The organism is Bosea sp. 685 (assembly GCF_031884435.1).
GTDB lineage: Bacteria > Pseudomonadota > Alphaproteobacteria > Rhizobiales > Beijerinckiaceae > Allobosea.
Map to the genome: position 1 here is coordinate 4,946,262 of NZ_CP134779.1, position 22,054 is coordinate 4,968,315.

Here is a 22,054-nt window from a genome sequence, read left to right on the forward strand (position 1 = left end):
CTCTTATGCCGTGCAAGCGCAGGTCTGCCGCGCAAGCGTGAGACGCGCCGGCGCGTGATCGCGAGTGGCACGGCCGAACTCCGCTCACTCGGGCTTGGCTGGGCAGTCGATCGCGCCCGCGCCGGCCGGCAGGCGCAGCAGCGGCAAGCGGGCGCCGACCTCACCGGGGAACAGGCCGGCGCTGACGAAGCCGCCGGCGGCGTCGGGATCGAGCGAGGCGACGACGAGGCCGACCAGAGGCTGCTCGACCGGGACATAGCTCGAGCCGGCCGGCAAGGTGACGGGCGCAGCGTCGCGCTCGCTCTTCGTCGAGACGCCGCCTTCGGGATTAATGGCGCGGCGGTCGACCTGCCGGCGCGCTGTCACGGTGAAGGCTTCCGCCCCCGACACCGTCGCGGGTGCCGTCAGGGTGCAAGAGCGGATGCCGCGCCGCGCCAGCGCCTCGCGCACCGGCGCCGTCGCTTCGCCATTCGCCAGCCAGTAGCCGGCCGGCCGCGGGCGCACCACGGTTGGCTCGATATGGCGGGCATCGATGAAGGGCACCGCGGTCGGGCGCGGCGCCGCCGTGACGGGGTCGATCAGCGGCACGAAGCCCTGGACCACGGGGACGCGATGCGCGACGACGAGGTCCGCATGCGAACGCGCCGCCTCCTGGCGGCCCTCGGCAACGGCACGCCGCAAGCGGGCAGGGTCGGCGGCCGCTGCCCGCAAGGCGCCGATGGCGGCGAGATAGTGAGTGGCGACGCGGCGCTGGAAGCCTTGCGTGCCGATGCCGACGCCGCGCGTCTCCAGCAGGATCGAGACCGCCCCCATCAACCCGAAGGCATTGCGCGCGATGCCCGCCGCATTGCCGCCGGTCGCGACGGTCTTGTCCTCCGGCCTGGCGTTCGGGGAGGTCTGATAGACATAGGCCGTCAGCCCGGCGCTTGCGGCCGCGGCCTCGATCGCGGGCAGGAAGAGCTGGTCGGCCAGCGTCGTGGCGCGCGCCGGCACCAGCGGATGGGTTGCACGCATATAGACGAAGTCCGCCGCATGCAGCGCCTCGAACTTGGCGAGCCAACGGCCACCGACCGTAAACTCATGCGCGTCGATGACGAGGTCCGGCGGCAGCGTCGCAGCCGCTGTCTGCAGGACGCGGGTTTCGGGCAGGGTCAGGAGCAGGTGATCGCGGTTCGGGTCGGCCTTGGCGGCGGTGTCGCGCGTGAAGGCTGCGGCGCCATCGGGATTGGAGCGCGGCACGATGACGATGGTCAGCGCCCGCGTCAGCGCGGCAAGCTCGCCGCCCGAGGCCAGGTCCTTCGCCAGCGCCAGCATGGCCTCGCCGCCGGCGGGTTCATTGCCGTGATGCTGGCCGATCAGCCAGACCACCGGCCGGTCGGCGGGCTGATTCCTGGCTGCCTCCTCCAGGCTGCGGGCACCCTCGGCCGTGAACAGGAGATAAGGGATGTTGCGGCCTTCGAGCGAGCGCCCAAGCGAGCCGATGCCGAGATTGGCGGCGTTGCCCAGAGCCGCGATGAAGGCCTCCATCTCGGCCTGGGTGGTGAAACCGGCAGCCTCCCGCCCCGGATCATAGCTGCGGGCACGCCCTTCCGCGAAGAAGGGCGAGCGCAATGTCACCGGCACATCGGCATAGCGCGCAAGCAATGCCGGCGCCTGCCGAAACTCGCCCTTTGCTGGAGCCTCCTGCGCGAGCGCCGCGGCGGTGAAGGCGAGGCCGAGCGAGACGACCGTCAGGATACGAAGCACGGCTAAAGCCTCCGCAAGCGCCCGCGACCAAGCGGGCAGCCGTCATCCTGCCGAGTTGGTGGGCGACTTCAAGCGAAGATCGAACTGATCGCACGCGCTCTGGATCGGAGTGCGGGAGCTGTAGCTTCGTCAGATCTTGCCGTCATAGGCGCGCCGCGCGATGCGGCAGGCCAGCACGGTGAATGCGGCGCGGCTAAGCGCGGCTTCGACTTCCCGCTCGAGCGTGCCGGCATCGTCGACCCAGCGGCCGACACCGCCCAGCGCCTGCGCCACGGCCGGGAAATCGCTACCGGAGAAATCCACCGCCGCATTGGGGCGTTGACTGGAGCGCTGCTTCATCTCGATCAAAGCGAGGCTCTCATCGACCAGAACGACGATGACGACGGGCAAGCCCAGTTCGCGCGCGGTCGCGAGCTCGCCCAGCCCCATCTCCAGCCCGGCATCACCGACGAAGGCGACAACCGGCGTCGCGGGGCTGGCGAGCTTGTAGCCGAGCGCCAGCGGCACGGCGCAGCCCATGGTGCAAAGCCCAGTCGATTGCAGGATCGCGTGCGGGATATCGGTCTGCCAGATCTGCGAGAGCAGGATGCGATGGGCGCCGGAATCGATGGTGATGACGGTGTCTGCAGGCGTCGCGGCGCGCACCGTCTCGAAGACGACATCGGGCCCCCAGGCGGCCGAGGCTTTGAAGGCGTCGCGCAGCGCCTCCCGCGCCACTGTGGGCTCGCCGCCTGGCCAGACATGCGCCTTGGCCGGCGCGACGCTTAAGCCCGACAGGCTGGCGGCGATGTCGCCGACGATGAGATGGTCGCTGCGATGCACGCCATGGGGCATCGCCTCGGCAACGATGTCGATGATCTGGGTTCCAGGCGAGAACGGATCGCGCCAGTTGAGGCGCATCTCGATTGGATCATAGCCGGCGAGCACGATCATATCCGCGGCCTTGACCAGCGGCAGCAGCACCTTATCCGCCTTGGGCGAGAGCCCCGCTCCGCCAAGCGAGAGCGGATCGCTCTCGGGCAGCACGCCCTTGGCCTTGTAGGTGGTGATGACGGGGATGTCGCGGTCGCGCGCGAAATCGGCGACCACATCGGCCGCGCCCTGGTTGACGACATCGAGGCCGACAATGATCAGCGGGCGCTCGGCATTCGCCAGAGCCCCACGAGCCGCCTCCAGGCCCGGCCCCTCGGCAGGCCGGACCGGCAGGGGCAGCGGAGCGGGCACGCGCGCAGACGCCTTGGCGGGACCTTCCGCCACGCCGATCGGCACATCGATATGGACCGGGCCGGGCCGGCCCGACAATGCGATGGCAAGCGCCTTCTCGACGACGAGGGCGGCGGTCTCGGCGGTGGCGCGGAAACTCGCCTTGACGATCGGGCGCAGCAGCGCCTGATGGTCGAAGACCTGATGGGTGTAGCTCTCGGCTTCGGCCGCATCGACGCAGCCGGTGACGAAGATCAAGGGCACACGGTCCTGCAATGCATTGGCGACGACATTGGCCGCGTTGGCGACACCCGGGCCGAGCGTGGCGTAGAACAGGCCCGGCGCGCCCGTCGCATGCCAGACGCCTTCGGCCATGAAGCCGGCCGCGTTCTCATGCTTGACCAGAACGGGCTCGATGCCGGCTGCGCTGAAGGCCTCGACCAGCGCCAGGACCTCGCCGCCGGGAATGCCGAAGGCGTGGCGAATGCCAGCCTGCGCGAGGCCTCGCGCGATCAGGTCCGCGCCGGTGGTGATCGTCTCTGAATTGGGCATGTGTTGGCTGGGCATGCGTGACCATCCGTCTGCGGCGCAAGCGAGGACGCTCGCGCAAAGAGTTTTCCGAATCGGATTCTACGCCATCAATGGCACATCAAATCTGTGTGACCGATTGCGAGTCGCATTCAGCGCAGCTCGTCGACGAGGAAGAAGTCGGTATCGTCCGGCTTGGTTCCGGCCGCGGTCAGCATGGCGTGAATCTGGCCGCGGTGATGCGTCTGATGGTTGAAGAGATGCGCCACCACGAGCCCGCGGGGCTTGCCCATCTCGCGGCCGGCCACGCCCGAATACCAGATCAGGGTGCCGCGCAGCCAGTTCGCTTCGATATTCGCCGCCCAGGATTCGATCGCGACATCGCGCTCGCGGCGCCTGAAGCGGAACTCGACCCAGTCCTCGACATAGATCGCCGAATCGCGGCCGCTCACGGACGGCTTCGGCGAGCCGGTCAGGCGATGCAGCCAAACCTCATCGGCCCAGAGGATGTGATTGAACGTACCCTGGATCGACTTGAAGAAGGCGCCCCGGTCGCGCCGGCGCTCTTCATCGTCGAGCGCGTCGGCGGCCGCGATCAGGCTCCGGTTCTGCCAGGCGTTGTAGCGCGCCATGGCCTGGACGAAGGCGGGATCGACCATGCGGCCACCTCCTCAAATGATGTTGGCCTCCTTGAGAGGCTTGCCGGCAACGATGCGCTCATGGCCGAGATCGGCAAGATCGAGCGTGCGATAGCCGCCATGCAGGATATGCTCGGCAAGCCCGCGCCCGACCGCCGGCGACTGCTGCAGGCCATGGCCGGAGAAGCCGTTGGCGAGATAGAGGTTGGGCACGCCGGCAGCCGGGCCGATGATCGCGTTGTGATCGAGCCCGTTCATGTCATAGGGGCCGGCCCAGGCGCGGCCGGGCCTGATCTGCTCGAAGGCGGGGATACGATGCGCCAGCGCCGGCCAGACCGTCTCCTCGAAGAAGGACCAGTCGACATCCTCGACGCCCGGATCGCTCTCGAGCCACTCCTGGTCGGCCTCGCTCGTCGGCGAGGAGCTGCCGATGAAGAGCTGGCCCTCGCTGCCGCGCTTGCCCTCGGGCCGGCACCAGACGCCGGTGGTGTCGATCAGCAGCGGGCAGTTGTCGACCTCGCCCTTGCAGGTGAAGGAGAAGACATAGCGCTTCATCGATTTGACCGGGATCGCGACGCCGGCGGTGGCGGCCAGCCGCGCGCCATGGGTGCCTGAGGCGTTCACCACCGCGCCGCAGGCGATGCGGCTGCCATCAGTGAGCTCGACGCCGGTGACGCGCCCGCCCTCGACGCTGTAGCCGGAGATCTCGCCCTGGCGGTATTCGACGCCGAGCGAGCGCGCCTTCCTGCGGAAGGCCTGCAGCAGCGCCCAGCCGTCGAACCAGCCTTCGCCGCTGACGCCATAGGTGCCGCAGATAAGGTCCGATGTATTAAGCCAGCTAAATTTGCTGCGCAGCATATCCGCAGCATAAAGCGCGATATCCGCGCCCTCGGCCGCTTGGAGCGCCTGGTTCGCGGCGAGGATCGGGGCGCCCTCGTCGCCCCCGAGATAGAGATAGCCGCCCTCATGCAGATCGATGACGGGCGTCTCGCCGTCGACCGCGAGATGGGCGCCGAGATTGCGCAGGAAATCGATGCCGAAGAGCGAGATGCGGATGTTGACCGCGCTGGAATATTGCTGGCGGATCGAGGCCGCCGAGAGCGCCGAGGCGGCCAGACGATAGGTCGGGTCCTTCTCGATCACCACCACCTTGCCCTTGAAGCCGGGATCGGCGGCGAGGTGATAAGCGACGGAGGAGCCGATGGCGGCGCCGCCGCAAATCACGACATCGGCGCTTTCAGACGAAGACGACATAGCGGTCCCGCGGAGCATGGCCGCGATGCGTCGCGACCGAGGTTGGTGAATTCAGCGCATGAATGACGCGACAATGGCGCCTTGTCGAGGGCTGTCGTTACGGGCCTCGCGAGGCAATCTCAGTGCCATCGCGCAAAACCTTGGCGGCCTCTGAGCGCAGACGCGCCGGCAGCGGGTTCGCTCACGCGCCGCATTCGCCGAGCAGCCAGTCGCGGAAAGCGACCACCGCCGGCAACCCGGCCTTGGCCTCGGGATAGACCAGATAATAGCCCTCGGAGCCGGTCACCGGCCGATCGACGGGAATGACGAGCGCGCCCAGGCGCAACTCCTCCTCGACGAGGAAGCGCGGCACGATGGCGAGCCCCAATCCGGCGACCGCAGCCTGCGAGACCATGGCGAATTGCTCGAAGCGCGGCCCCATCAAGGCACGCTCGGGAGGCAGGCCCTGCTGCTCCAGCCAATTGGCCCAGGCGCGCGGCCGCGTCGACTGCTGCAGCAGGGGCGCGCGCAGCATGTCCGCCGGCTCCGCCAGGCCCAGGCGCGCCACCAGGGACGGCGCCGCGACGGGGATGATCTCCTCGCCCATCAAGCGGTGCAGCCTGGCGCCGGCCCAGACGGGATCGCCGAAATGGATGGCGGCATCGACCTGCTCGCGAGCGAAGTCGAAGGGCACCAGCTTGGTGGTGAAGTTGATCGTAATGCCGGGATGCGCCTCGATGAAGCGCGATAGGCGCGGGATCAGCCAGCGCGTGCCGAAGGTCGGCAGGATCGCCAGATGCAGCACGCCGGCCGCGCCGCGAAAGGCCATGGCCGAGACGGTGGCCGCAGCCAGCCGCGACAGGCCGTCCCGGATTTCGGCCGCATAGGCGCTGCCCGCCGGCGTCAGGCTGACGCGCTGCCTGACGCGCTGGAACAGGCCGACGCCGAGAACCTTTTCGAGATGCGCGACCTGCCGGCTGACAGCGCCTTGCGTCAGGTTCAGCTCCTCGGCTGCGCGCGTGAAGCTGCCATGCCGCGCCGCCGCCTCGAAGGCGGCAAGCGCCGAGAGCGAAGGCACCGAAAGCCGGCCCGGGACGATGTCAAAGTCCATGAGACTTCCAAATTCATGAGAAACTCTCATCAAGTCGTGAGAACATATCGATTGCCCAGGCAGGGTGGAAGAGGGCATTCTTCCGCCCGAATTGAGAGGCTCTCTCACCGCGCCGTCATCCCGGACGCAGCGAAGCGGAGATCCGGGATCCATCGTAGAGCCGAATCCAGTGCAAGGGATTGGGCCTCCGATGGATTTTGGATCTGCGCTGCTTTGCCGCTTGTTTGGGATGGTGGCACAAGAACACGCCACCGACGCACATCATGATGAAGGCCCGAGCCGCATGACCTCCGCCCTGCCTCAAGAAGCCCTTTCGCTGCTCAAGCGCCTCGGCGTAACCGACGCCGCCTTCGCCAAGGCAGGCCTTCCCGCCCATTCGCCGATCACGGGCGAGGCCGTCGCCACGCTCCGCGAGACGAGCCCCGCCGAGGCCGAGGCCGCGATCGGCCGGGCCCAGAGCGCCTATCTCGCCTGGCGCAAGGTGCCGGCGCCCCGCCGCGGCGAGTTCGTGCGCCTGCTCGGCGAGGAGCTGCGCGCTGCGAAAACCGATCTCGGCCTGCTGGTGACGCTCGAAGCCGGCAAGGTCGTTTCCGAGGGCCTCGGCGAGGTCCAGGAGATGATCGACATCTGCGATTTCGCCGTCGGCCTCTCGCGCCAGCTCTACGGCCTGACCATCGCGACCGAGCGCCCGAACCACCGCATGATGGAAACCTGGCACCCGATCGGCGTCTGCGGCGTGATCTCGGCCTTCAACTTCCCGGTCGCGGTCTGGTCCTGGAATGCCGCGCTCGCCTTCGTCTGCGGCGACAGCGTCGTCTGGAAGCCCTCGGAGAAGACCCCGCTGACCGGCATCGCCGTGCAGGCGATCGTCGAGAAGACGATGAAGCGCTTCGGTCCCGAGGCCCCGATCGGTCTCTCCGAGATCCTGATCGGCGGCCGCGAGATCGGCGACCTGCTGGTCAGCGACCATCGCGTGCCGGTGGTCTCGGCCACGGGCTCGACCCGGATGGGCAAGGAGGTGGGCCAGAAGCTCGCCGCACGCTTTGCCCGCGCCATCCTCGAACTTGGCGGCAACAATGCCGCGATCGTCGCGCCCTCGGCCGATCTCGACATCGCGCTGCGCGGCATCGCCTTCGCGGCGATGGGCACGGCCGGCCAGCGCTGCACCACGCTGCGCCGCCTGATCGTGCATGAGAGCGTCTATGACGCGCTGATCCCGAAGCTGATCAAGGTCTATGGCTCGGTCAAGATCGGCGATCCGCGTGAGGCCGGCGTGCTGGTCGGCCCGCTGGTCGACGAGGCCGCGTTCAAGGGCATGCAGACCGCGCTCTCCGAGGCCAAAGCCGCCGGCGGCAAGGTCCATGGCGGCGAGCAGGTCACAGTCGGCGCTGGCGGCTTCTATGTCCGCCCTGCTTTGGTCGAGATGCCGTCGCAGACCGGCCCGGTCGAGCGCGAGACCTTCGCGCCGATCCTCTATGTGATGAAGTACAAGACGCTCGACCAGGCGATCGCGGTGCAGAACGCGGTCGGCGCCGGCCTGTCCTCCTCGATCTTCACGCTCGACATGCGCGAGGCTGAGATCTTCGTTTCGGCCGAGGGCTCCGACTGCGGCATCGCCAACGTCAATATCGGCCCGTCCGGCGCCGAGATCGGCGGGGCGTTCGGCGGCGAGAAGGAAACGGGCGGCGGCCGCGAGGCCGGCTCCGATGCGTGGAAGGCCTATATGCGCCGCGCGACGAATACGCTCAATTACGGCACGACATTGCCGCTGGCGCAGGGCGTCAGCTTCGATGTGGATGCGTGATTCATAAGGCGTCATTCTCGGGCGAAGCGAAGCGCAGACCCGAGAATCTCGTGACCAAATGGCTGGTTTCAGAGATGGTCGGGTCAAGCCCGACCATGACGACAAGAGATCAAGGGGAGACACACCATGGCCGAAGCCGCTCGCAGCCACTCCGCCAGCCACAAGCTGGCCGAGTTCACCTGGGACGACGCCTTCCTGCTCGATGAGCAGCTGAACGAAGATGAGCGCCTGATCCGCGACACCGCCCGCGATTTCGCGCAGGAGAAGCTGCAGCCGCGCGTCTCGGAAGCCTATCTCAACGAGACCACCGACCGCTCGATCTTCAACGAGATGGGCGAACTCGGCCTGCTCGGCGTGACGGTGCCCGAGGAATATGGCTGCGCCGGTGCGAACTACGTCTCCTACGGGCTCGTCGCCCGCGAGGTCGAGCGCGTCGATTCCGGCTATCGCTCGATGATGTCGGTGCAGTCCTCGCTGGTGATGTACCCGATCTATGCCTATGGCGACGAGAACCAGCGCAAGAAGTACCTGCCCAAGCTCGGCTCGGGCGAATGGGTCGGCTGCTTCGGCCTGACCGAGCCCGATGCCGGCTCCGACCCGGGCGGCATGAAGACCCGCGCCGAGAAGGTCACTGATGGCTACAGGCTGACCGGCTCGAAGATGTGGATCTCGAATTCGCCGATCGCCGACGTCTTCGTCGTCTGGGCGAAATCGGCCGCGCATGACAACCAGATCCGCGGCTTCATCCTGGAAAAGGGCATGAAGGGTCTCTCCGCCCCCAAGATCGGCGGCAAGCTCTCGCTTCGCGCCTCGATCACCGGCGAAGTCGTCATGGACGGCGTCATCGTGCCGGAAGAAAACCTGCTGCCGAACGTCTCGGGCCTCAAAGGCCCGTTCGGCTGCCTGAACCGCGCCCGCTACGGCATCTCCTGGGGCGTGATGGGCGCCGCCGAGGATTGTTTCCAGCGCGCCCGCCAGTACGGGCTCGACCGCAAGCAGTTCAACAAGCCGCTGGCCCAGACGCAGCTCTACCAGAAGAAGCTCGCCGACATGCTGACCGAGATCACGCTCGGCCTGCAGGGTTCGCTGCGTGTCGGGCGCCTGCTCGACGAGGGCAAGATGGCCCCGGAGATGATTTCGCTGGTGAAGCGCAACAATTGCGGCAAGGCGCTCGACATCGCCCGCCAGGCCCGCGACATGCATGGCGGCAACGGCATCTCGATCGAGTATCAGGTGATGCGCCATGCGGCCAATCTCGAGACGGTGAACACCTATGAGGGCACGCATGATGTGCATGCGCTGATCCTCGGCCGGGCGATCACTGGCCTGCAGGCGTTTTTCTGAGACGCCATCCGCGTCATGGTCGGGCTTGACCCGACCATCTCTCCCAGAACTGGACTCCCCACGAGATGGTCGGGTCAAGCCCGACCATGACGGCGCGGATTGAGAACATGAACCCAGCCCCTCCCCTCGCCGGCCTGCGCGTCCTCGAACTCGCGCGCATCCTTGCCGGTCCCTGGATCGGCCAGCTTCTCGCCGATCTCGGCGCCGATGTCGTCAAGGTCGAGGCGCCCGAGGGCGACGACACCCGCAAATGGGGCCCGCCCTTCGTCGAGGGCGTCGGTGACGAGCATCTCTCGGCCGCCTATTTTCACTCGGCCAATCGCGGCAAGCGCTCGATCACGGCCGATTTCCGCAGCTCGGAAGGCCAGGCGCTGGTGTATCGCCTCGCCGCCCATGCCGATGTCGTGGTCGAGAACTTCAAGGTCGGCGGCCTGGAGAAATACGGGCTCGACGCCGCCGCAATGCGCGCCGCCTTCCCGCGCCTGATCTATTGCTCGGTCACCGGCTTTGGCCAGACCGGTCCTTATGCGCCCCGCGCCGGCTATGACTTCCTCGTGCAAGGCATGGGCGGGCCGATGTCGGTGACCGGCGAACCGACGGGCGCGCCGATGAAGGCGGGCTATGCCGTCGCCGACATCTATACCGGGCTCTACGCCTCGGTCGGCATCCTCTCGGCGCTGCGCCGGCGCGACGCAACCGGCGAGGGCGCGACGCTCGACATGGCGCTGCTCGATGCCCAGGTCGCCGTGCTCGGCAACCAGGCGATGAACTATCTCGTCTCAGGCAATCCGCCGCCGCGGCTCGGCAACGCGCACCCCAACATCGTGCCTTATGACGTCTTCCCGGTCGCCGATGGCCACATCATCATCGCCACCGGCAATGACGGGCAGTGGCGCAAGCTCTGCGACGTGCTGGGCGGAGCCGAGCTCGCCAATCACCCCGACTATGCCGACAACAAATCCCGCGTCGCCAATCGCGCGCCGCTGACGATTGCACTCCACGCCCTGACCCAGCGCTACGGCAAGGCCGACCTGCTGGCGGCGCTCGAGGCAGTCGGCGTGCCGGCGGGGCCGATCAATTCCGTCGACGAGGTCTTCGCCGACCCGCAGATCATGGCGCGCGGCGTCAAGGTCGACCTGCCCAGCGCCGCCGCCAAGGGTGGGACGATCCCCACCGTCGCCTCGCCGATCGTGATCGACGGCGTCAGGCAGGTGGCGGGACGGCCGAGCCCAGGGCTCGGCGAACATCACGACGACATCCTGAACGACCCGGCCTGGGGAGGGCCGCACCATGGCTAATCGCACAGGCGGGCAGATCCTCGTCGACCAATTGCTGATCCACGGCGCGACCGACGCCTTCTGCGTACCCGGCGAGAGCTACCTCGCCGTGCTCGACGCACTGCATGATGCCAGCCTGAAGGTCACCATCTGCCGAGCCGAAGGCGGCGCCTGCATGATGGCCGAGGCCGCCGGCAAGCTGACGGGCAAGCCCGGCATCTGCTTCGTGACGCGCGGGCCTGGAGCCACCAACGCCTCGCCCGGCATCCATATCGCCGACCAGGATTCGACGCCGCTGATCCTCTTCGTCGGCCAGATCGAACGCGGCATGCGCGAGCGCGAGGCCTTCCAGGAGCTCGACTACCGCGCCGTCTTCGGCACCATGACGAAATGGGCGACCGAGATCGACGATGCCGCGCGCATTCCCGAGATCATCAGCCGCGCCTTCCATGTCGCGACCGCCGGCCGACCCGGCCCGGTGGTGATCGCGCTGCCCGAGGACGTGCTGACCGACCTCGCCGACGTGGCCGATGCGCAGCCCTATCAGGTCACCGAGACGCACCCGTCCCTGCTCCAGACCATCGATCTGCAGAAGCGGCTCTGGGCGGCGAAGTCGCCGGTCGCGATCCTCGGCGGCTCGCGCTGGAGCCCGCAGGCGATCGAACGCTTCACCCGCTTCGCCGAGCGTTTCGACCTGCCGGTCGCGGTCTCGTTCCGCCGGCAGATGCTGTTTCCGGCCGACCACCCGAACTTCGCCGGCGATCTCGGCATCGGCCCCAATCCGAAGCTGCTGAAGCGCATCAAGGAGAGCGATCTCGTCCTGCTCGTCGGCGGACGACTCTCGGAGATGCCGAGCCAGTCCTACACGCTGTTCGGTATCCCCGAGCCCGGCCGGCCCTTGGTACATGTCCATCCCGATGCCGAGGAACTGGGCCGCGTCTACCGGCCATCCCTCGCGATCAACGCCTCGCCGACCGCCTTCTGCGCCGCGCTGGAGACGGTGCATCCGCCGCAGGAAATTCCCTGGGCCGGTGCAGCTGCGGAAGCCCATGAAGCCTATCTCGGCTGGACCGAGCAGCCCGCGCCAGTGGCTGGCGCCTTCCATCCCGGCGAAGCCGTGACCTGGCTGCGGCGCTACCTGCCCGACGATGCGATCCTGTGCAACGGCGCGGGCAACTACGCCACCTGGGTGCACCGCTTCCACCGCTTCACCAAATTCGCGACGCAGCTCGCACCGACCTGCGGCTCGATGGGCTATGGCGTGCCTGCCGCGATCGGCGCCAAGCGATTGTTTCCTGACAGAACGGTGGTCGCCTTTGCCGGCGATGGCTGCTTCCTGATGAACGGGCAGGATTTCGCGACAGCGGTTCAATACGATCTGCCCGTCATCGTCGTGGTAATCGACAACGGCATGTACGGCACCATCCGCATGCATCAGGAGCGCGACTATCCCGGCCGCGTCTCGGCGACCGAGCTGAAGAACCCGGATTTCGCGGCTTATGCCAAGGCTTTTGGGGGCCATGGCGAGCGTGTCGAGACCACGGCCGAATTCGGCCCGGCCTTCGAGCGCGCGGTTGCCAGCGGCAAACCGGCGATCATCCACTGCCTACTCGATCCGGAGGCGATCACGCCGGCGAAGTCACTCTCGACGATCCGGGCCGAGGCCTTTGCCGCGCAGGCGCAGAAGGGCGCGTAACCCTCAGCTCCTGAACCACATCCGGTGCAGCAGGCCATCGCCCCAGACCAGGCGGTGGAACAGGACCGCGCCGAGATGGATCAGGCCGAACACGATGAGCAGGTCGAAGACCCGCTCATGCAGGGATAGCATCATCTCATAGGTCGCCTTGTCCGGGCCGATGAGATGAGGCACCGCGAACCAGCCGAAATACAAGGTCGGGATCTGGATCGGCGCGGCCGACACCATCAGCATTCCGGTCAGCGGCAGTGCGGCGAGGCAGAGATAAAGCCCGCCCTGAACCGCACCGGCCGCAAGGCGCTGCCACGGCTCGGGGCGCGTCGGCGGCGGAGCCGGCAAGACGAGACGCAAGGCCAGCCGCAGCAGCACGAAGACCGCGACCGTCAGGCCGATGGATTTGTGCAATTGATAGAGCTCGAAGCGGCCGACGAGGTCGCGCGTCTCGTCGCCCATCAGCCTGGCGAGCACGTACTGGAGCGCGATCAGCAGCAGGGTCAGCCAATGCAGGGCGACGATCGCAGGGTGCCATCGTATTGGAAGGCGGGCCTCCGTAGCCGTCATCGCGAAAGCTGCCCCTTTATCGCGATCTCGACGAGGTCATCGACGACATTGACGTCCCGGCCGATGCCGAAGGCGGGGCGCATGAACGAGCCGCTGGCGTGGAAAGGCAGCTTTTCGCCGCGCCGCGCCTTGTCGAGATCGCCATCCACCACGGCATCGACCACAATGGGATGGGTGACGGAACGGATGGTGAGCTGGCCGCTGATCTGCAGGCTGCGTTCGCCGGTTCGGGTCACGCTGACGGAATTGAAGCTCGCCGTCGGGCTATGGGCGGAATCCAGCATGCTCTCGCCGGTGATGAAGCCGTCCATCAGCGCCGAGCCCGCCTTGATCGAACCGGTTTCGATCGCGACCCTGATCCGGCTCTTCTCGGGCTGGTCAAAGTCCAGCGCCAGCGTGCCGTCATAGCGCTCGAAACGGCCGGTGGCGACGACTGCGCCGAAGCGGTGTGCAACGAAACTGATCTCGGTCGAAGCGCGGTCGAAGCGCCATGTCGCCTGAGCCACGGCAGGTCCGGCAAGGAACAGAGCGAAGATCGCAAGGGATAAGCGGTACAGCATGGCTGCGATCTATCGCGCCTATGATGGCCGCGCCATGGTGACGAACCACGGCACACGCAAAGGTGATGTTACGCTGCGGGGCCGGCCCGCCTGGCGATGACGCCGTCAAAAGTCGAGCGGATCGCCCGGGCCAACGCGATGCAGGCCCAGCCCTGGAAGATCAGCTCCACGGCGAGGAAGGTGCCGAGCACCCAAAGGCTCGATGCCGGCCATTGCAGCAGGATCAGCGCGCCCAGCGCGAGCGACAATAGCCCTGAGACCAGCACCCAGACCCAGACCGGCATCGGCCGCGTCTGGAACGCGACGACGATGCGCAGGACGCCCGCCACGACGAGCGCGGCGCCGGCAAACAAGGTCAGCGACACCGTCGCCACGACCGGATTGATGAAGACCATGACGCCGACGGCGAGATAGAGCAGGCCGATCAAGATATGCATCAGCCGACTCTTCCAGCCGCCATGCCGGAAGGCGTCGATCAGCATGACCACGCCACCGGCGAAGATCATGGCGCCGAACCAGATCGTGCTGGCGACGCTAAGCAGGCCGACGGCGCCGAGGCCAAGTATGCCGAGGATCACCAGGGCGATGCCGGCCGCCAGCAACCAGCCCCAGTTGCGCCGCAACGGCACCAGATGCGTGCCCAGCGAGGACGGATGATGCGCAGGAGTCGGGGCTTGCGACATGGCTTCATCTCCGGCGGGAGCTGAGCTGCAAGCTCTCACCCCGGGCAGGCGACGTCAATATCGCACAATATCGCGGTTGTAGCAGCCCCAACGCGGCCAGTGGTGACTGGCCCGCGAGGTCTAAGCCGAGCCTCTCAGCCCAGCCGATCTCAGCCGAGTCTTGCCGCCACGAGCTTCCTGAGCCCGCGCAGATCCTTGACGAAGCCGCGAATGCCCTCGGCCAGCTTCTCCGTGCCCATGGCGTCCTCGTTCATGGCGAAGCGGAACGCCTTCTCGTCGAGGACGATCCTGCCTCCGCCGGGAGAAGCCACTTGCGGCGAGGAGGCCGGCGACAGCTTGCGCGGCAGATCCCCGGTCGCCGCGGCCAATTCGTCGAGCAGGCCGGGCCCGATCGTCAGCCGGTCGCAACCGGCCAGAGCCTCGATCTCGCCGGTGTTGCGGAAGGAGGCGCCCATCACCACCGTCTTGATCCCGAATGCCTTGTAATAGGCGTAGATGGCCTTCACCGAGACGACGCCGGGGTCGGTCTCGGCGGTGTAGGGACCACCTCCCGCCTTGACGTGCCAGTCGAGGATGCGGCCGACGAAAGGCGAGATCAGGAAGGCCTTGGCGTCCGCGCAGGCGACCGCCTGAGGCAAGGCGAAGAGCAGCGTCAGATTGCAATCGATGCCTTCGGCCTGCAGCACCTTGGCGGCCTGGATGCCTTCCCAGGTCGAGGCGATCTTGATCAGGATGCGGTCGCGCTCGATGTCGCGCTCCTGATAGGCGGCGATGATGGCGCGCGCCTTGTCGATCGTCGCCTGCGTGTCGAAGGAGAGATCGGCATCGACCTCGGTCGAGACCCGGCCGGGCACGATCTTGGTCAATTCCGCGCCGAAGGTGACGGCGAGCCGGTCGCAGACCGCATGCACGGCCTTCTCGCCGCCGCCAGCCTTCTTGCCCCAGGCGATCGCCTCGTCGACGAGATGGGCATAGGCCGGGGTTTCCACCGCCTTCAGGATCAGCGTCGGGTTGGTGGTGCAATCGACGGGCTTCAGCCGGCGGACCGCCTCGATATCGCCGGTGTCGGCGACGACGGTCGTCATCTCGCGGAGCTGGTCGAGCTTGGAAGCGGTCATGATGGTCCTGCTATGGTCCGTATCGAAAGAACACCCGAACCTGCGGTGCTGTTCCCGCGCGGTCAAGCAAGCCGGCGACAGGGCCGGCCTGCGCGGTTGGCGAAGGCTCAGCTCTTGACGGCGCCCGCGGTCAATCCGCCGACCATGTTCTTGCGGAAGCCGTAATAGATCACCGCCGGAGGGATGGCATAGAGCAGGCCCGCCGCCATCAGCAGGTTCCAGGGCGCGTCGTCAGCCGAGAGGAACAGCCCAAGGCCCACGGCGAGCGGAACCGCCTTCTCGTTGGAGAGCAGCAGGAAGGCGTAAAGATACTCGTTCCAGGCGAGCAGCAGCGCATAGATGCCGATGACGACCATCGAGGGCTTCATCAAAGGCAGGTAGACCAGCCGGAAGAGCTGCAGCGAGGTCGCGCCGTCCATGATTGCGGCCTCGTCGAGCTCCTTGGGGAGCTTGTCGGAGGCCTGTTTCAGCACCCAGATCGCATAGGGCGAGGCCAGTGCGACCATGGCCAGGATCAAGGCGGCTTGCGTGTTCAGCAGACCATAGGAGCCCATCGCCTTGTACATCGGGATGGCGAGAAAGGCGGCCGGGATCAGATAGGTTGCCAAAGCGAGGTTCATGATCGTGCGCCCACCCCTAACCTTGAGGCGGGAGATCGCGAAGGCGGCGAAGGTGGCGATGAACAGCGTGAGCAGCCCGGTAGAGATTGCGATGAAGAAGCTGTTGAACATCTGCCGCCAGAAATTCGTCAGGTAGTAGTGCTGCTGCTGGAAGACGATCTGGAAATTCTGCAGCGTCGGCTTGGCCGGCCACAATGTGCCCGCCAGCATCGCCTCCTGGCTGGAGATCGAGAGCACGAAGAGGTGGTAGATCGGCAGCAGCGTCCAGATCAGGACGGGAATGGCGATCAGGATCAGCTTTCCCTCGTCGAGAGCCTTTTTCATCATTCGGCTCCCTTCGAGAGACGCTTCACCATGAAATAGACCATCGGCAGGATCAGCGGCATGGCGACGATGATCGAGGCGATGCCGAGATCGAGATTATTGTTGCGCATGTAGCGGATGCCGAGCGTCGAGAGCACGTGGTTCAAGTCACCGGGGCCGCCGCCGGTGAGCAGGTAGACGCTGTTGAAGTCGCCCAGCGTCCAGATCATCGAGAGCATGGTCGAGGTGACATAGAGCGTCGCCAGCGAAGGCCAGGTGATGAATTTGAACTGCTGCCATTTATTGGCGCCGTCGACGCTGGCGGCCTCATAGAGATCCTGCGCGATGGCGAAGCGCCCGGTGATCAGGATCAACGTCCAGAACGGCAGCGACTTCCAGATATGGACCATGATCGAGCTGGCGAAGGCCAGCGTCGGATCCGTCAGCCAACCCGGCCCTTCAACGATCCCGAACAGGTGGAAAAGCTGCTGGTTGATCATGCCATTCTCGGGGTTGAGCATGACCCGGAACGAGAGAATGGTCGGAATCGACGGCACCGCCCAGGGCAGGATGAAGATCACCAGGACGATGCGAACCCAGGCGCGCTGCGCCACGAAGAAGCCCGAGAGCCAGAGCGCGATCAGGAATTTCAGGTTCACCGCGATGAACAGAAAGAGGATCGTGTTGATGACGGTACGAATGAAGATCGGGTCGGCGAAGAGCGCGCGGTAGGAATTCCAGTTGAGGCCGAGCCAGAGGCCGTAAGCGACGGGATAGACCACCATCACGGCAAAGACGAGGACATAGGGCGCCAGCATGATCGTGCCCCAGAGCGCGCGATCGCGGGTATGTCCTGAGACCGCATCGCTGGGTACCGCGACCGGTGCGGCCATCGTGGTCGCTGTCATAGCCTATTCCCTCGGTCTCGCCGTCATACTGGGACGGGTCGGCGCCCCGCGGCTCTTGCGGCCGCAGGGCGCCTGTTCGTTGGGATCGGCGGCGTCAGCCGGCGATCTGCTTGATGCGGGCGATCATCTCGTCCACTGCGACGTCTGGCGCGATCTTGTCCTGAACCACGCGATTCACCGCCTTGGCCCAGACGTTCTCGGCGTTCACGGTCGTGAAGTTGTAGTTGTAGACGAACTGGAACGGCACGGTGCCATCGGTGTACTGCTTATGGACGATCGCGCGATGCGGGTCCTTGCCGTCAGTCCAGAACGGGCTCTTGGCGCCCTCGATCGTCGTCGGGAACCAGCGACCGACCGAGCCTTCGACGAAGGGACGCAGGTTTTCGTCCTTGAGCATGAACGCCATGAATTCCTTGGCGCGCTTCTTGTTCTTGGCGTCGGCGAAGATCACCGCCGTCTTCACCGCAGCGAGGTTCGGCATGACGCCGCCATCGGGCTTGAGTGGGAATTCCGCGGTGCGGATGTTGTCCTCGTAGTTCTTCTTGGCCTGGGCGCGCTGCTCGGCGGTGAGCGCAGGGTTGTTCATGTCGTCGAGATGCTTGGCGGCGATCGAGATCGTCGCGTTATGCGTCAGCACGGTCGTGCGGTTGTGGAAGGCGACATTGTTGTCGGGATCCAGCCAATTGACCGAGGATGGTGGCGTGCAGCCGCGCTGGAAGATGTTCGCATAGGACTTCACCGCTTCGATCATCGCCGCCTTGTTCTTGGGCTGGTCGAGCACGATCTTGCCGTTCTCGTCGACCACCTGCGCGCCATACGCATTGGCGAAAGTCAGGAAGCTGTAGAAGGTGTCGGACGCCGCGATGCCCATGGGATGGCCGACGCCGTAGATGCGCTTGCCCTTGGCGCGCAGCGAGCCCTGGACCTTGTCGCACCAGAAGTCCCAATAGCCGTTCCAGCCCTTGGGAATATCGCTTTCCTTGAAGCCGGCTTCCTCCAGCATGTCCTTCCAGTAGGTGATGTGCATCATCTGCTGTTCGACGGGGAAGGCGTAATAGGATTTCTTGCCGACTTTGCTGTTCATCAGGAAGGTCGTTGCCAGCGCCTGCGGCTGGAATTCGGCCTTCATCGGCTCGATCACGTCGGTGACGTCCTCGAGCTTGCCTTCGAAGGCCCATTTGCCGGTGGTGCGGAAATCATAAGTCGTGCAGAAGCCGACATCGGGCGGCGTGCCGGCCTCGATGGCGCCGACAGATTTGGTCACACAATCCTCGGTCGCGTAGAGCGAGAGATCGACCTTGACGCCGGTCGCCTTCTGGAACTTGTCGACAACGGCCAGCAGCGCGTCATCCTCGCCCTTGTAGAAGCCCTTGGTGAACCAGACCGTGACGGTCTCCTGCGCGAACGCCGCGCCGGACCAACCCGCGGCAATCGCCGCGAAGGCCGCACCGGTGACGAGATAACGAACCGATTTCATCGATAACCTCCCATTTAAAACGTTTAATGCCGACGATTTAGGACGTCTTGTCGAGGACACTAGTCGAAAAACGCTCGGACAAACAAGCCGGTGCAATGCGGGAAATTCGGGCAGTTCAGGTCACCGGCGCGATGCGGCGGAGGATCGCTGGCACTTTCATGGATATGTCATATACGGGGCCTAACGGCCCTGACGGACCCTGACAGGTCGAGGCCCATGGGAGGCGGCAATGCGCGCCAACATCTTGATCATATTGGCAGCCGCGGGCGCGCTCGCCGCCACAGCGGCGCTGGCCGCGGAGGGCAAGCTCGTCCTCTACACCAGCCAGCCCAACACCGACGCGCAGCAGACGATCGATGCCTTCAAGGCGCTCTATCCTAAAGTCGAAGTGAGCTTCGTGCGCGACGGCACGCCGCGCGTGATGGCGAAGCTGCGCGCCGAGATCGAGGCCGGCAGCCCGCAGGCGGACGTCCTGCTGATCGCCGATTCGGTAACGATGGAAGGCCTGAAGCAGGAGGGCCGGCTGCTCGCATATGATGCTGCCGATGTCTCCGCCTATCCGGCCGGCATCCACGACCCGCAGAAGATGTGGTTCTCGACCAAGCTGATCACCACCGGCATCGTCTACAACAACAAGGCTGCGCTGAAGCCGACGAGCTGGGCTGATCTGACGAAGCCCGAGGTCAAGAACCTGCTCGCCATGCCGAGCCCGTTGAATTCGGGCGCCGCCTTGATCCACACCATGACGCTGGCCGGCAACCTGCCGGGCGGCTGGCGCTATTACGAGCAGCTGAGGGACAATGGCGCGCTCGCGGCCGGCGGCAATGGCGACATCCTGCGCCAGGTCGCCACCGGCGAGAAGCTCTACGGCATGATCGTCGATTTCATGCCGATCCGCGAGAAGGCCAAGGGCGCGCCGATCGAGTTCGTCTTTCCCAGCGAAGGCGTCTCCGCCGTCGGCGAGCCGGTCGCGATCCTGAAATCGACCAAGAACCCGGAAGCCGCGAAGGCCTTCGTCGGTTTCCTGATCTCCCGGGAAGGCCAGGCGCTGGCGCTGCGCCAGGGCTATGTCGCGGCCCATCCCGATGTCGCGCTGCCGGCCGGCTATCCGACGCGGGACGCGATCAAATTGATGCCGTTCGACGCCGCCCAGGCGCTTGCCGGCGAGGCCGCGGCGCGCAAGCGCTTCAGCGCGATCTTCGAGTGAGCCCCGCTGTGACGCGCAACGCGCCGCCCACGCAATGACGCTGATCGCCCGCCCCGGCTGGCGGCACGACGCCCCGCGCCCGACCTGGCCGGGCTTGCGTCTGCCTCAGCGTCTGCCGGAGGGGCTTGGACTGCCGGCTGCCGTCACGCTCACCGCCCTGCTGCTCGGCGCCCTGCCCTTCCTGCGGCTCACTATTGCGGCCCTTGCACCGGGCTGGCAGTTTGCTCCCGACGCTGCATTGGAACAGATCGGCAGCCGCGCGGCGGTCAATGCGACGCTTCATACACTGGAGACGGCGGGCTTCTCCGCGCTCGCAGCCTTGCTGATCGGCGGCGCTGTCGCGCTTGCGCTCAGCGTTACCGACCTGCGCCATAAGCGCCCCCTCGCTTTCTTCTTCGTGTTCTCGATGATGATCGCGCCACAGGTCGCAGCTCTTGCATTCCTGAGCCTGTTCGCGCCGCACTCGCCGATCCTGGGGGCGCTTGGCCTGTCGCCTGCCCCAGGCACGCCAAACCCGCTGCTCGGGCGCGGCGGCATCATCCTCGTCATGGCGCTGCATCATGCGCCGCTGGTCGCCATCACGCTCTGGACCGGCCTGCGCAGCGTGCCGCATTCGCTGGTCGAGGCGGCGCAGATGGAGGGCGCGGGACCCGCGACGATCGTCGCGCGCATCCTGCTGCCGGTGCTGCGGCCGCAGATCATCGCCGCCGCGCTGATCGCTTTTGTCGCCGGCATCGGCAATTTCGGCATTCCGGCGCTGCTGGGACTGCCGGTGAACTACCTGACGCTGCCGACGCTGATCTATCGGCGGCTGGCGAGCTTCGGACCGGCCGGACTGTCCGACGCCGCCGCGCTCTCCCTGCTGGTGGCCCTGGTCGCCGGTGGCGGCATCCTGGCGAGCGTGCTGGCGACACGGCGCGCCGGCGGCAAGGTCGAGATCGAGCGGCCACTGCAACCATTCTGGACGCTTGGGCGCGCGCGGCGGCTGGTTGCCGGCGCGCTCTGGACACTGCTGGCCTTGAAGCTTGGCCTGCCCTTCCTCGCGCTGCTTTGCGAAGCGCTGACGCCGGCGCTCGGCGTCGCCCTGTCCTGGCAGAGCCTGACGCTGGACAAATTCACCGAGGTGCTGCTGCGCCAGGACGTGACGATGCGGGCCTTCCGCAACTCCTTCCTGTTCGCCGGCTCGGCCGCCCTGCTGCTCGCGCTGATCTCGATCGGTTTCGCCTATGCACTGGAGCGGCGCATGGGCAGGTTCAGGCGCGTCGTCGAGCTCGTCATCGAGCTGCCCTATGCCCTGCCCGGCGTCGTGCTCGCCATCGCCTGCATCCTGCTCTTCCTGAAGCCCTTGCCGCTTCTGGGAGTAAGCCTCTACGCCACACCTTTCATCATCCTCTTCGCCTATCTGGCGCGCTTCCTGCCGCTGGCGCTGAAGGCGCCCGTCGCGGCGATGGCGCAGATCGAGGCGCATCACGAGGAGGCGGCGAAGCTCGACGGCGCGAGCCTCTGGCAGATGCTGCGTTTCATCGTGGCGCCGATCCTGGCCCCCGCGGCGACCGTCAGTGCGCTGATGGTCTTCCTCGTCGCCTTCAACGAGTTGACGGTCTCGGCGCTGCTCTGGTCCTCGGGCACGGAGACGCTCGGCGTCGTGCTGTTCAGCTTGAAAGAGGCCGGGCTTGCCGGCGAGGCGGCGGCAGTGGCGATCAGCGCCTCGACGATCATTTTCGCGGTGATGCTGGGGCTGGACTTGTGCGGCAAGCGTCTGCCGGACAACGTCCTGCCTTGGCGGATCTGACTCGGCGCCGCTTAGAGCAATTTCCGATCCGATTGGATCGTTCGATTGCTCCAGCTCTTTGTTTTGACGCGTTTTCTTCACGCGAACCGGTATCCACTTCGCTCGAAAACGCTCTAGATCGCGCCTCGGCCGGCTCGGCGCTCCTCTGCCGCAGCGATGAGCAAAAACGACGCCAAACGACCGCAGGTTAATTCGGCGTTTACCGTGTTTTATCAGTTTCATCGGCAGAGAGGGGATACGTCATT

At 66.3% G+C, this 22,054-nt stretch carries 18 protein-coding genes; 6 read left to right on the forward strand and 12 right to left on the reverse strand.

The window, feature by feature from the left end:
* Positions 1-84 precede the first annotated feature (84 nt).
* The 5 genes from RMR04_RS24315 to gcvA form a co-directional block, all read right to left on the reverse strand.
* Complete coding sequence (locus RMR04_RS24315) at positions 85-1,746, reverse strand: M14 family metallopeptidase (protein WP_311911052.1); 1,662 nt, start codon at positions 1,744-1,746, stop codon at positions 85-87.
* A gap of 129 nt (positions 1,747-1,875) precedes the next feature.
* Entirely contained in the window at positions 1,876-3,516 is a 1,641-nt protein-coding gene (locus RMR04_RS24320; RefSeq protein WP_311911053.1) for a thiamine pyrophosphate-binding protein, read from the reverse strand.
* A gap of 113 nt (positions 3,517-3,629) precedes the next feature.
* Complete coding sequence (locus RMR04_RS24325; RefSeq protein WP_311911054.1) at positions 3,630-4,136, reverse strand: DinB family protein; 507 nt, start codon at positions 4,134-4,136, stop codon at positions 3,630-3,632.
* Positions 4,137-4,148: 12 nt separating this feature from the next.
* Positions 4,149-5,369, reverse strand: coding sequence for an NAD(P)/FAD-dependent oxidoreductase (locus RMR04_RS24330; RefSeq protein ID WP_311911055.1), 1,221 nt, complete (start codon positions 5,367-5,369; stop codon positions 4,149-4,151).
* A 181-nt stretch (positions 5,370-5,550) separates the two neighbouring features.
* Entirely contained in the window at positions 5,551-6,459 is a 909-nt protein-coding gene (gene gcvA, locus RMR04_RS24335; protein WP_311911056.1) for a LysR family transcriptional regulator, read from the reverse strand.
* A 283-nt stretch (positions 6,460-6,742) separates the two neighbouring features.
* Between gcvA and RMR04_RS24340 the strand changes: the two genes are divergently transcribed.
* The 4 genes from RMR04_RS24340 (at position 6,743) to RMR04_RS24355 (ending at position 12,580) form a co-directional block, all read left to right on the forward strand.
* Positions 6,743-8,263, forward strand: coding sequence for an L-piperidine-6-carboxylate dehydrogenase (locus RMR04_RS24340; protein WP_311911057.1), 1,521 nt, complete (start codon positions 6,743-6,745; stop codon positions 8,261-8,263).
* Between the two features lie 126 nt (positions 8,264-8,389).
* Positions 8,390-9,607 carry an acyl-CoA dehydrogenase gene (locus RMR04_RS24345; RefSeq protein ID WP_311911058.1) on the forward strand — a complete coding sequence of 406 codons (1,218 nt, stop codon included), beginning with the start codon at positions 8,390-8,392 and terminating at the stop codon, positions 9,605-9,607.
* Between the two features lie 107 nt (positions 9,608-9,714).
* Entirely contained in the window at positions 9,715-10,905 is a 1,191-nt protein-coding gene (locus tag RMR04_RS24350; RefSeq protein ID WP_311911059.1) for a CaiB/BaiF CoA transferase family protein, read from the forward strand.
* A complete protein-coding gene (locus RMR04_RS24355; RefSeq protein WP_311911060.1) occupies positions 10,898-12,580 on the forward strand; it encodes a thiamine pyrophosphate-binding protein in 1,683 nt (560 codons plus the stop codon). The genes RMR04_RS24350 and RMR04_RS24355 overlap by 8 nt, the downstream gene beginning before the upstream one ends.
* A 3-nt stretch (positions 12,581-12,583) precedes the next feature.
* Here RMR04_RS24355 and RMR04_RS24360 read toward each other — a convergent pair whose 3' ends face one another.
* From RMR04_RS24360 to RMR04_RS24390, 7 genes are all read right to left on the reverse strand, one after another.
* The gene (locus tag RMR04_RS24360; protein ID WP_311911061.1) at positions 12,584-13,141 is read right to left on the reverse strand and encodes a cytochrome b; all 558 of its coding nucleotides are present in this window, start codon (positions 13,139-13,141) and stop codon (positions 12,584-12,586) included.
* The gene (locus tag RMR04_RS24365) at positions 13,138-13,701 is read right to left on the reverse strand and encodes a YceI family protein (protein ID WP_311911062.1); all 564 of its coding nucleotides are present in this window, start codon (positions 13,699-13,701) and stop codon (positions 13,138-13,140) included. Before RMR04_RS24365 ends, RMR04_RS24360 begins: the two co-directional genes overlap by 4 nt.
* Before the next feature lie 68 nt (positions 13,702-13,769).
* A complete protein-coding gene (locus RMR04_RS24370) occupies positions 13,770-14,384 on the reverse strand; it encodes an HdeD family acid-resistance protein (protein WP_311911063.1) in 615 nt (204 codons plus the stop codon).
* Positions 14,385-14,533: 149 nt separating this feature from the next.
* Positions 14,534-15,502 (reverse strand): transaldolase, encoded by a 969-nt coding sequence (tal, locus tag RMR04_RS24375; RefSeq protein ID WP_311911064.1) that lies wholly within the window; start codon positions 15,500-15,502, stop codon positions 14,534-14,536.
* A gap of 107 nt (positions 15,503-15,609) precedes the next feature.
* Positions 15,610-16,446, reverse strand: coding sequence for a carbohydrate ABC transporter permease (locus tag RMR04_RS24380; protein WP_311911065.1), 837 nt, complete (start codon positions 16,444-16,446; stop codon positions 15,610-15,612).
* Positions 16,446-17,318 carry a carbohydrate ABC transporter permease gene (locus tag RMR04_RS24385; protein WP_311915929.1) on the reverse strand — a complete coding sequence of 291 codons (873 nt, stop codon included), beginning with the start codon at positions 17,316-17,318 and terminating at the stop codon, positions 16,446-16,448. Before RMR04_RS24385 ends, RMR04_RS24380 begins: the two co-directional genes overlap by 1 nt.
* A gap of 109 nt (positions 17,319-17,427) precedes the next feature.
* Complete coding sequence (locus RMR04_RS24390; protein ID WP_311911066.1) at positions 17,428-18,810, reverse strand: ABC transporter substrate-binding protein; 1,383 nt, start codon at positions 18,808-18,810, stop codon at positions 17,428-17,430.
* A gap of 229 nt (positions 18,811-19,039) precedes the next feature.
* On the opposite strand from RMR04_RS24390, the gene RMR04_RS24395 reads away from it, so the two are divergent.
* Entirely contained in the window at positions 19,040-20,017 is a 978-nt protein-coding gene (locus RMR04_RS24395) for an ABC transporter substrate-binding protein (protein ID WP_311911067.1), read from the forward strand.
* 34 nt (positions 20,018-20,051) lie between these two features.
* Positions 20,052-21,809: an ABC transporter permease gene (locus RMR04_RS24400; protein ID WP_311911068.1), complete on the forward strand. Its 1,758-nt coding sequence runs from the start codon at positions 20,052-20,054 to the stop codon at positions 21,807-21,809.
* Positions 21,810-22,054: the final 245 nt, after the last annotated feature.

Coding starts and splice junctions, on each gene's coding strand:
- RMR04_RS24365 (WP_311911062.1), bottom strand. CDS start 13,701: ATGCTGTACCGCTTATCCCTTGCGATCTTCGCTCTGTTCCTTGCCGGA.
- RMR04_RS24340 (WP_311911057.1), top strand. CDS start 6,743: ATGACCTCCGCCCTGCCTCAAGAAGCCCTTTCGCTGCTCAAGCGCCTC.
- RMR04_RS24350 (WP_311911059.1), top strand. CDS start 9,715: ATGAACCCAGCCCCTCCCCTCGCCGGCCTGCGCGTCCTCGAACTCGCG.
- RMR04_RS24360 (WP_311911061.1), bottom strand. CDS start 13,141: ATGACGGCTACGGAGGCCCGCCTTCCAATACGATGGCACCCTGCGATC.
- tal (WP_311911064.1), bottom strand. CDS start 15,502: ATGACCGCTTCCAAGCTCGACCAGCTCCGCGAGATGACGACCGTCGTC.
- RMR04_RS24330 (WP_311911055.1), bottom strand. CDS start 5,369: ATGTCGTCTTCGTCTGAAAGCGCCGATGTCGTGATTTGCGGCGGCGCC.
- gcvA (WP_311911056.1), bottom strand. CDS start 6,459: ATGGACTTTGACATCGTCCCGGGCCGGCTTTCGGTGCCTTCGCTCTCG.
- RMR04_RS24345 (WP_311911058.1), top strand. CDS start 8,390: ATGGCCGAAGCCGCTCGCAGCCACTCCGCCAGCCACAAGCTGGCCGAG.
- RMR04_RS24385 (WP_311915929.1), bottom strand. CDS start 17,318: ATGGCCGCACCGGTCGCGGTACCCAGCGATGCGGTCTCAGGACATACC.
- RMR04_RS24380 (WP_311911065.1), bottom strand. CDS start 16,446: ATGAAAAAGGCTCTCGACGAGGGAAAGCTGATCCTGATCGCCATTCCC.
- RMR04_RS24370 (WP_311911063.1), bottom strand. CDS start 14,384: ATGTCGCAAGCCCCGACTCCTGCGCATCATCCGTCCTCGCTGGGCACG.
- RMR04_RS24400 (WP_311911068.1), top strand. CDS start 20,052: ATGACGCTGATCGCCCGCCCCGGCTGGCGGCACGACGCCCCGCGCCCG.
- RMR04_RS24390 (WP_311911066.1), bottom strand. CDS start 18,810: ATGAAATCGGTTCGTTATCTCGTCACCGGTGCGGCCTTCGCGGCGATT.
- RMR04_RS24320 (WP_311911053.1), bottom strand. CDS start 3,516: ATGCCCAGCCAACACATGCCCAATTCAGAGACGATCACCACCGGCGCG.
- RMR04_RS24395 (WP_311911067.1), top strand. CDS start 19,040: ATGCGCGCCAACATCTTGATCATATTGGCAGCCGCGGGCGCGCTCGCC.
- RMR04_RS24355 (WP_311911060.1), top strand. CDS start 10,898: ATGGCTAATCGCACAGGCGGGCAGATCCTCGTCGACCAATTGCTGATC.
- RMR04_RS24325 (WP_311911054.1), bottom strand. CDS start 4,136: ATGGTCGATCCCGCCTTCGTCCAGGCCATGGCGCGCTACAACGCCTGG.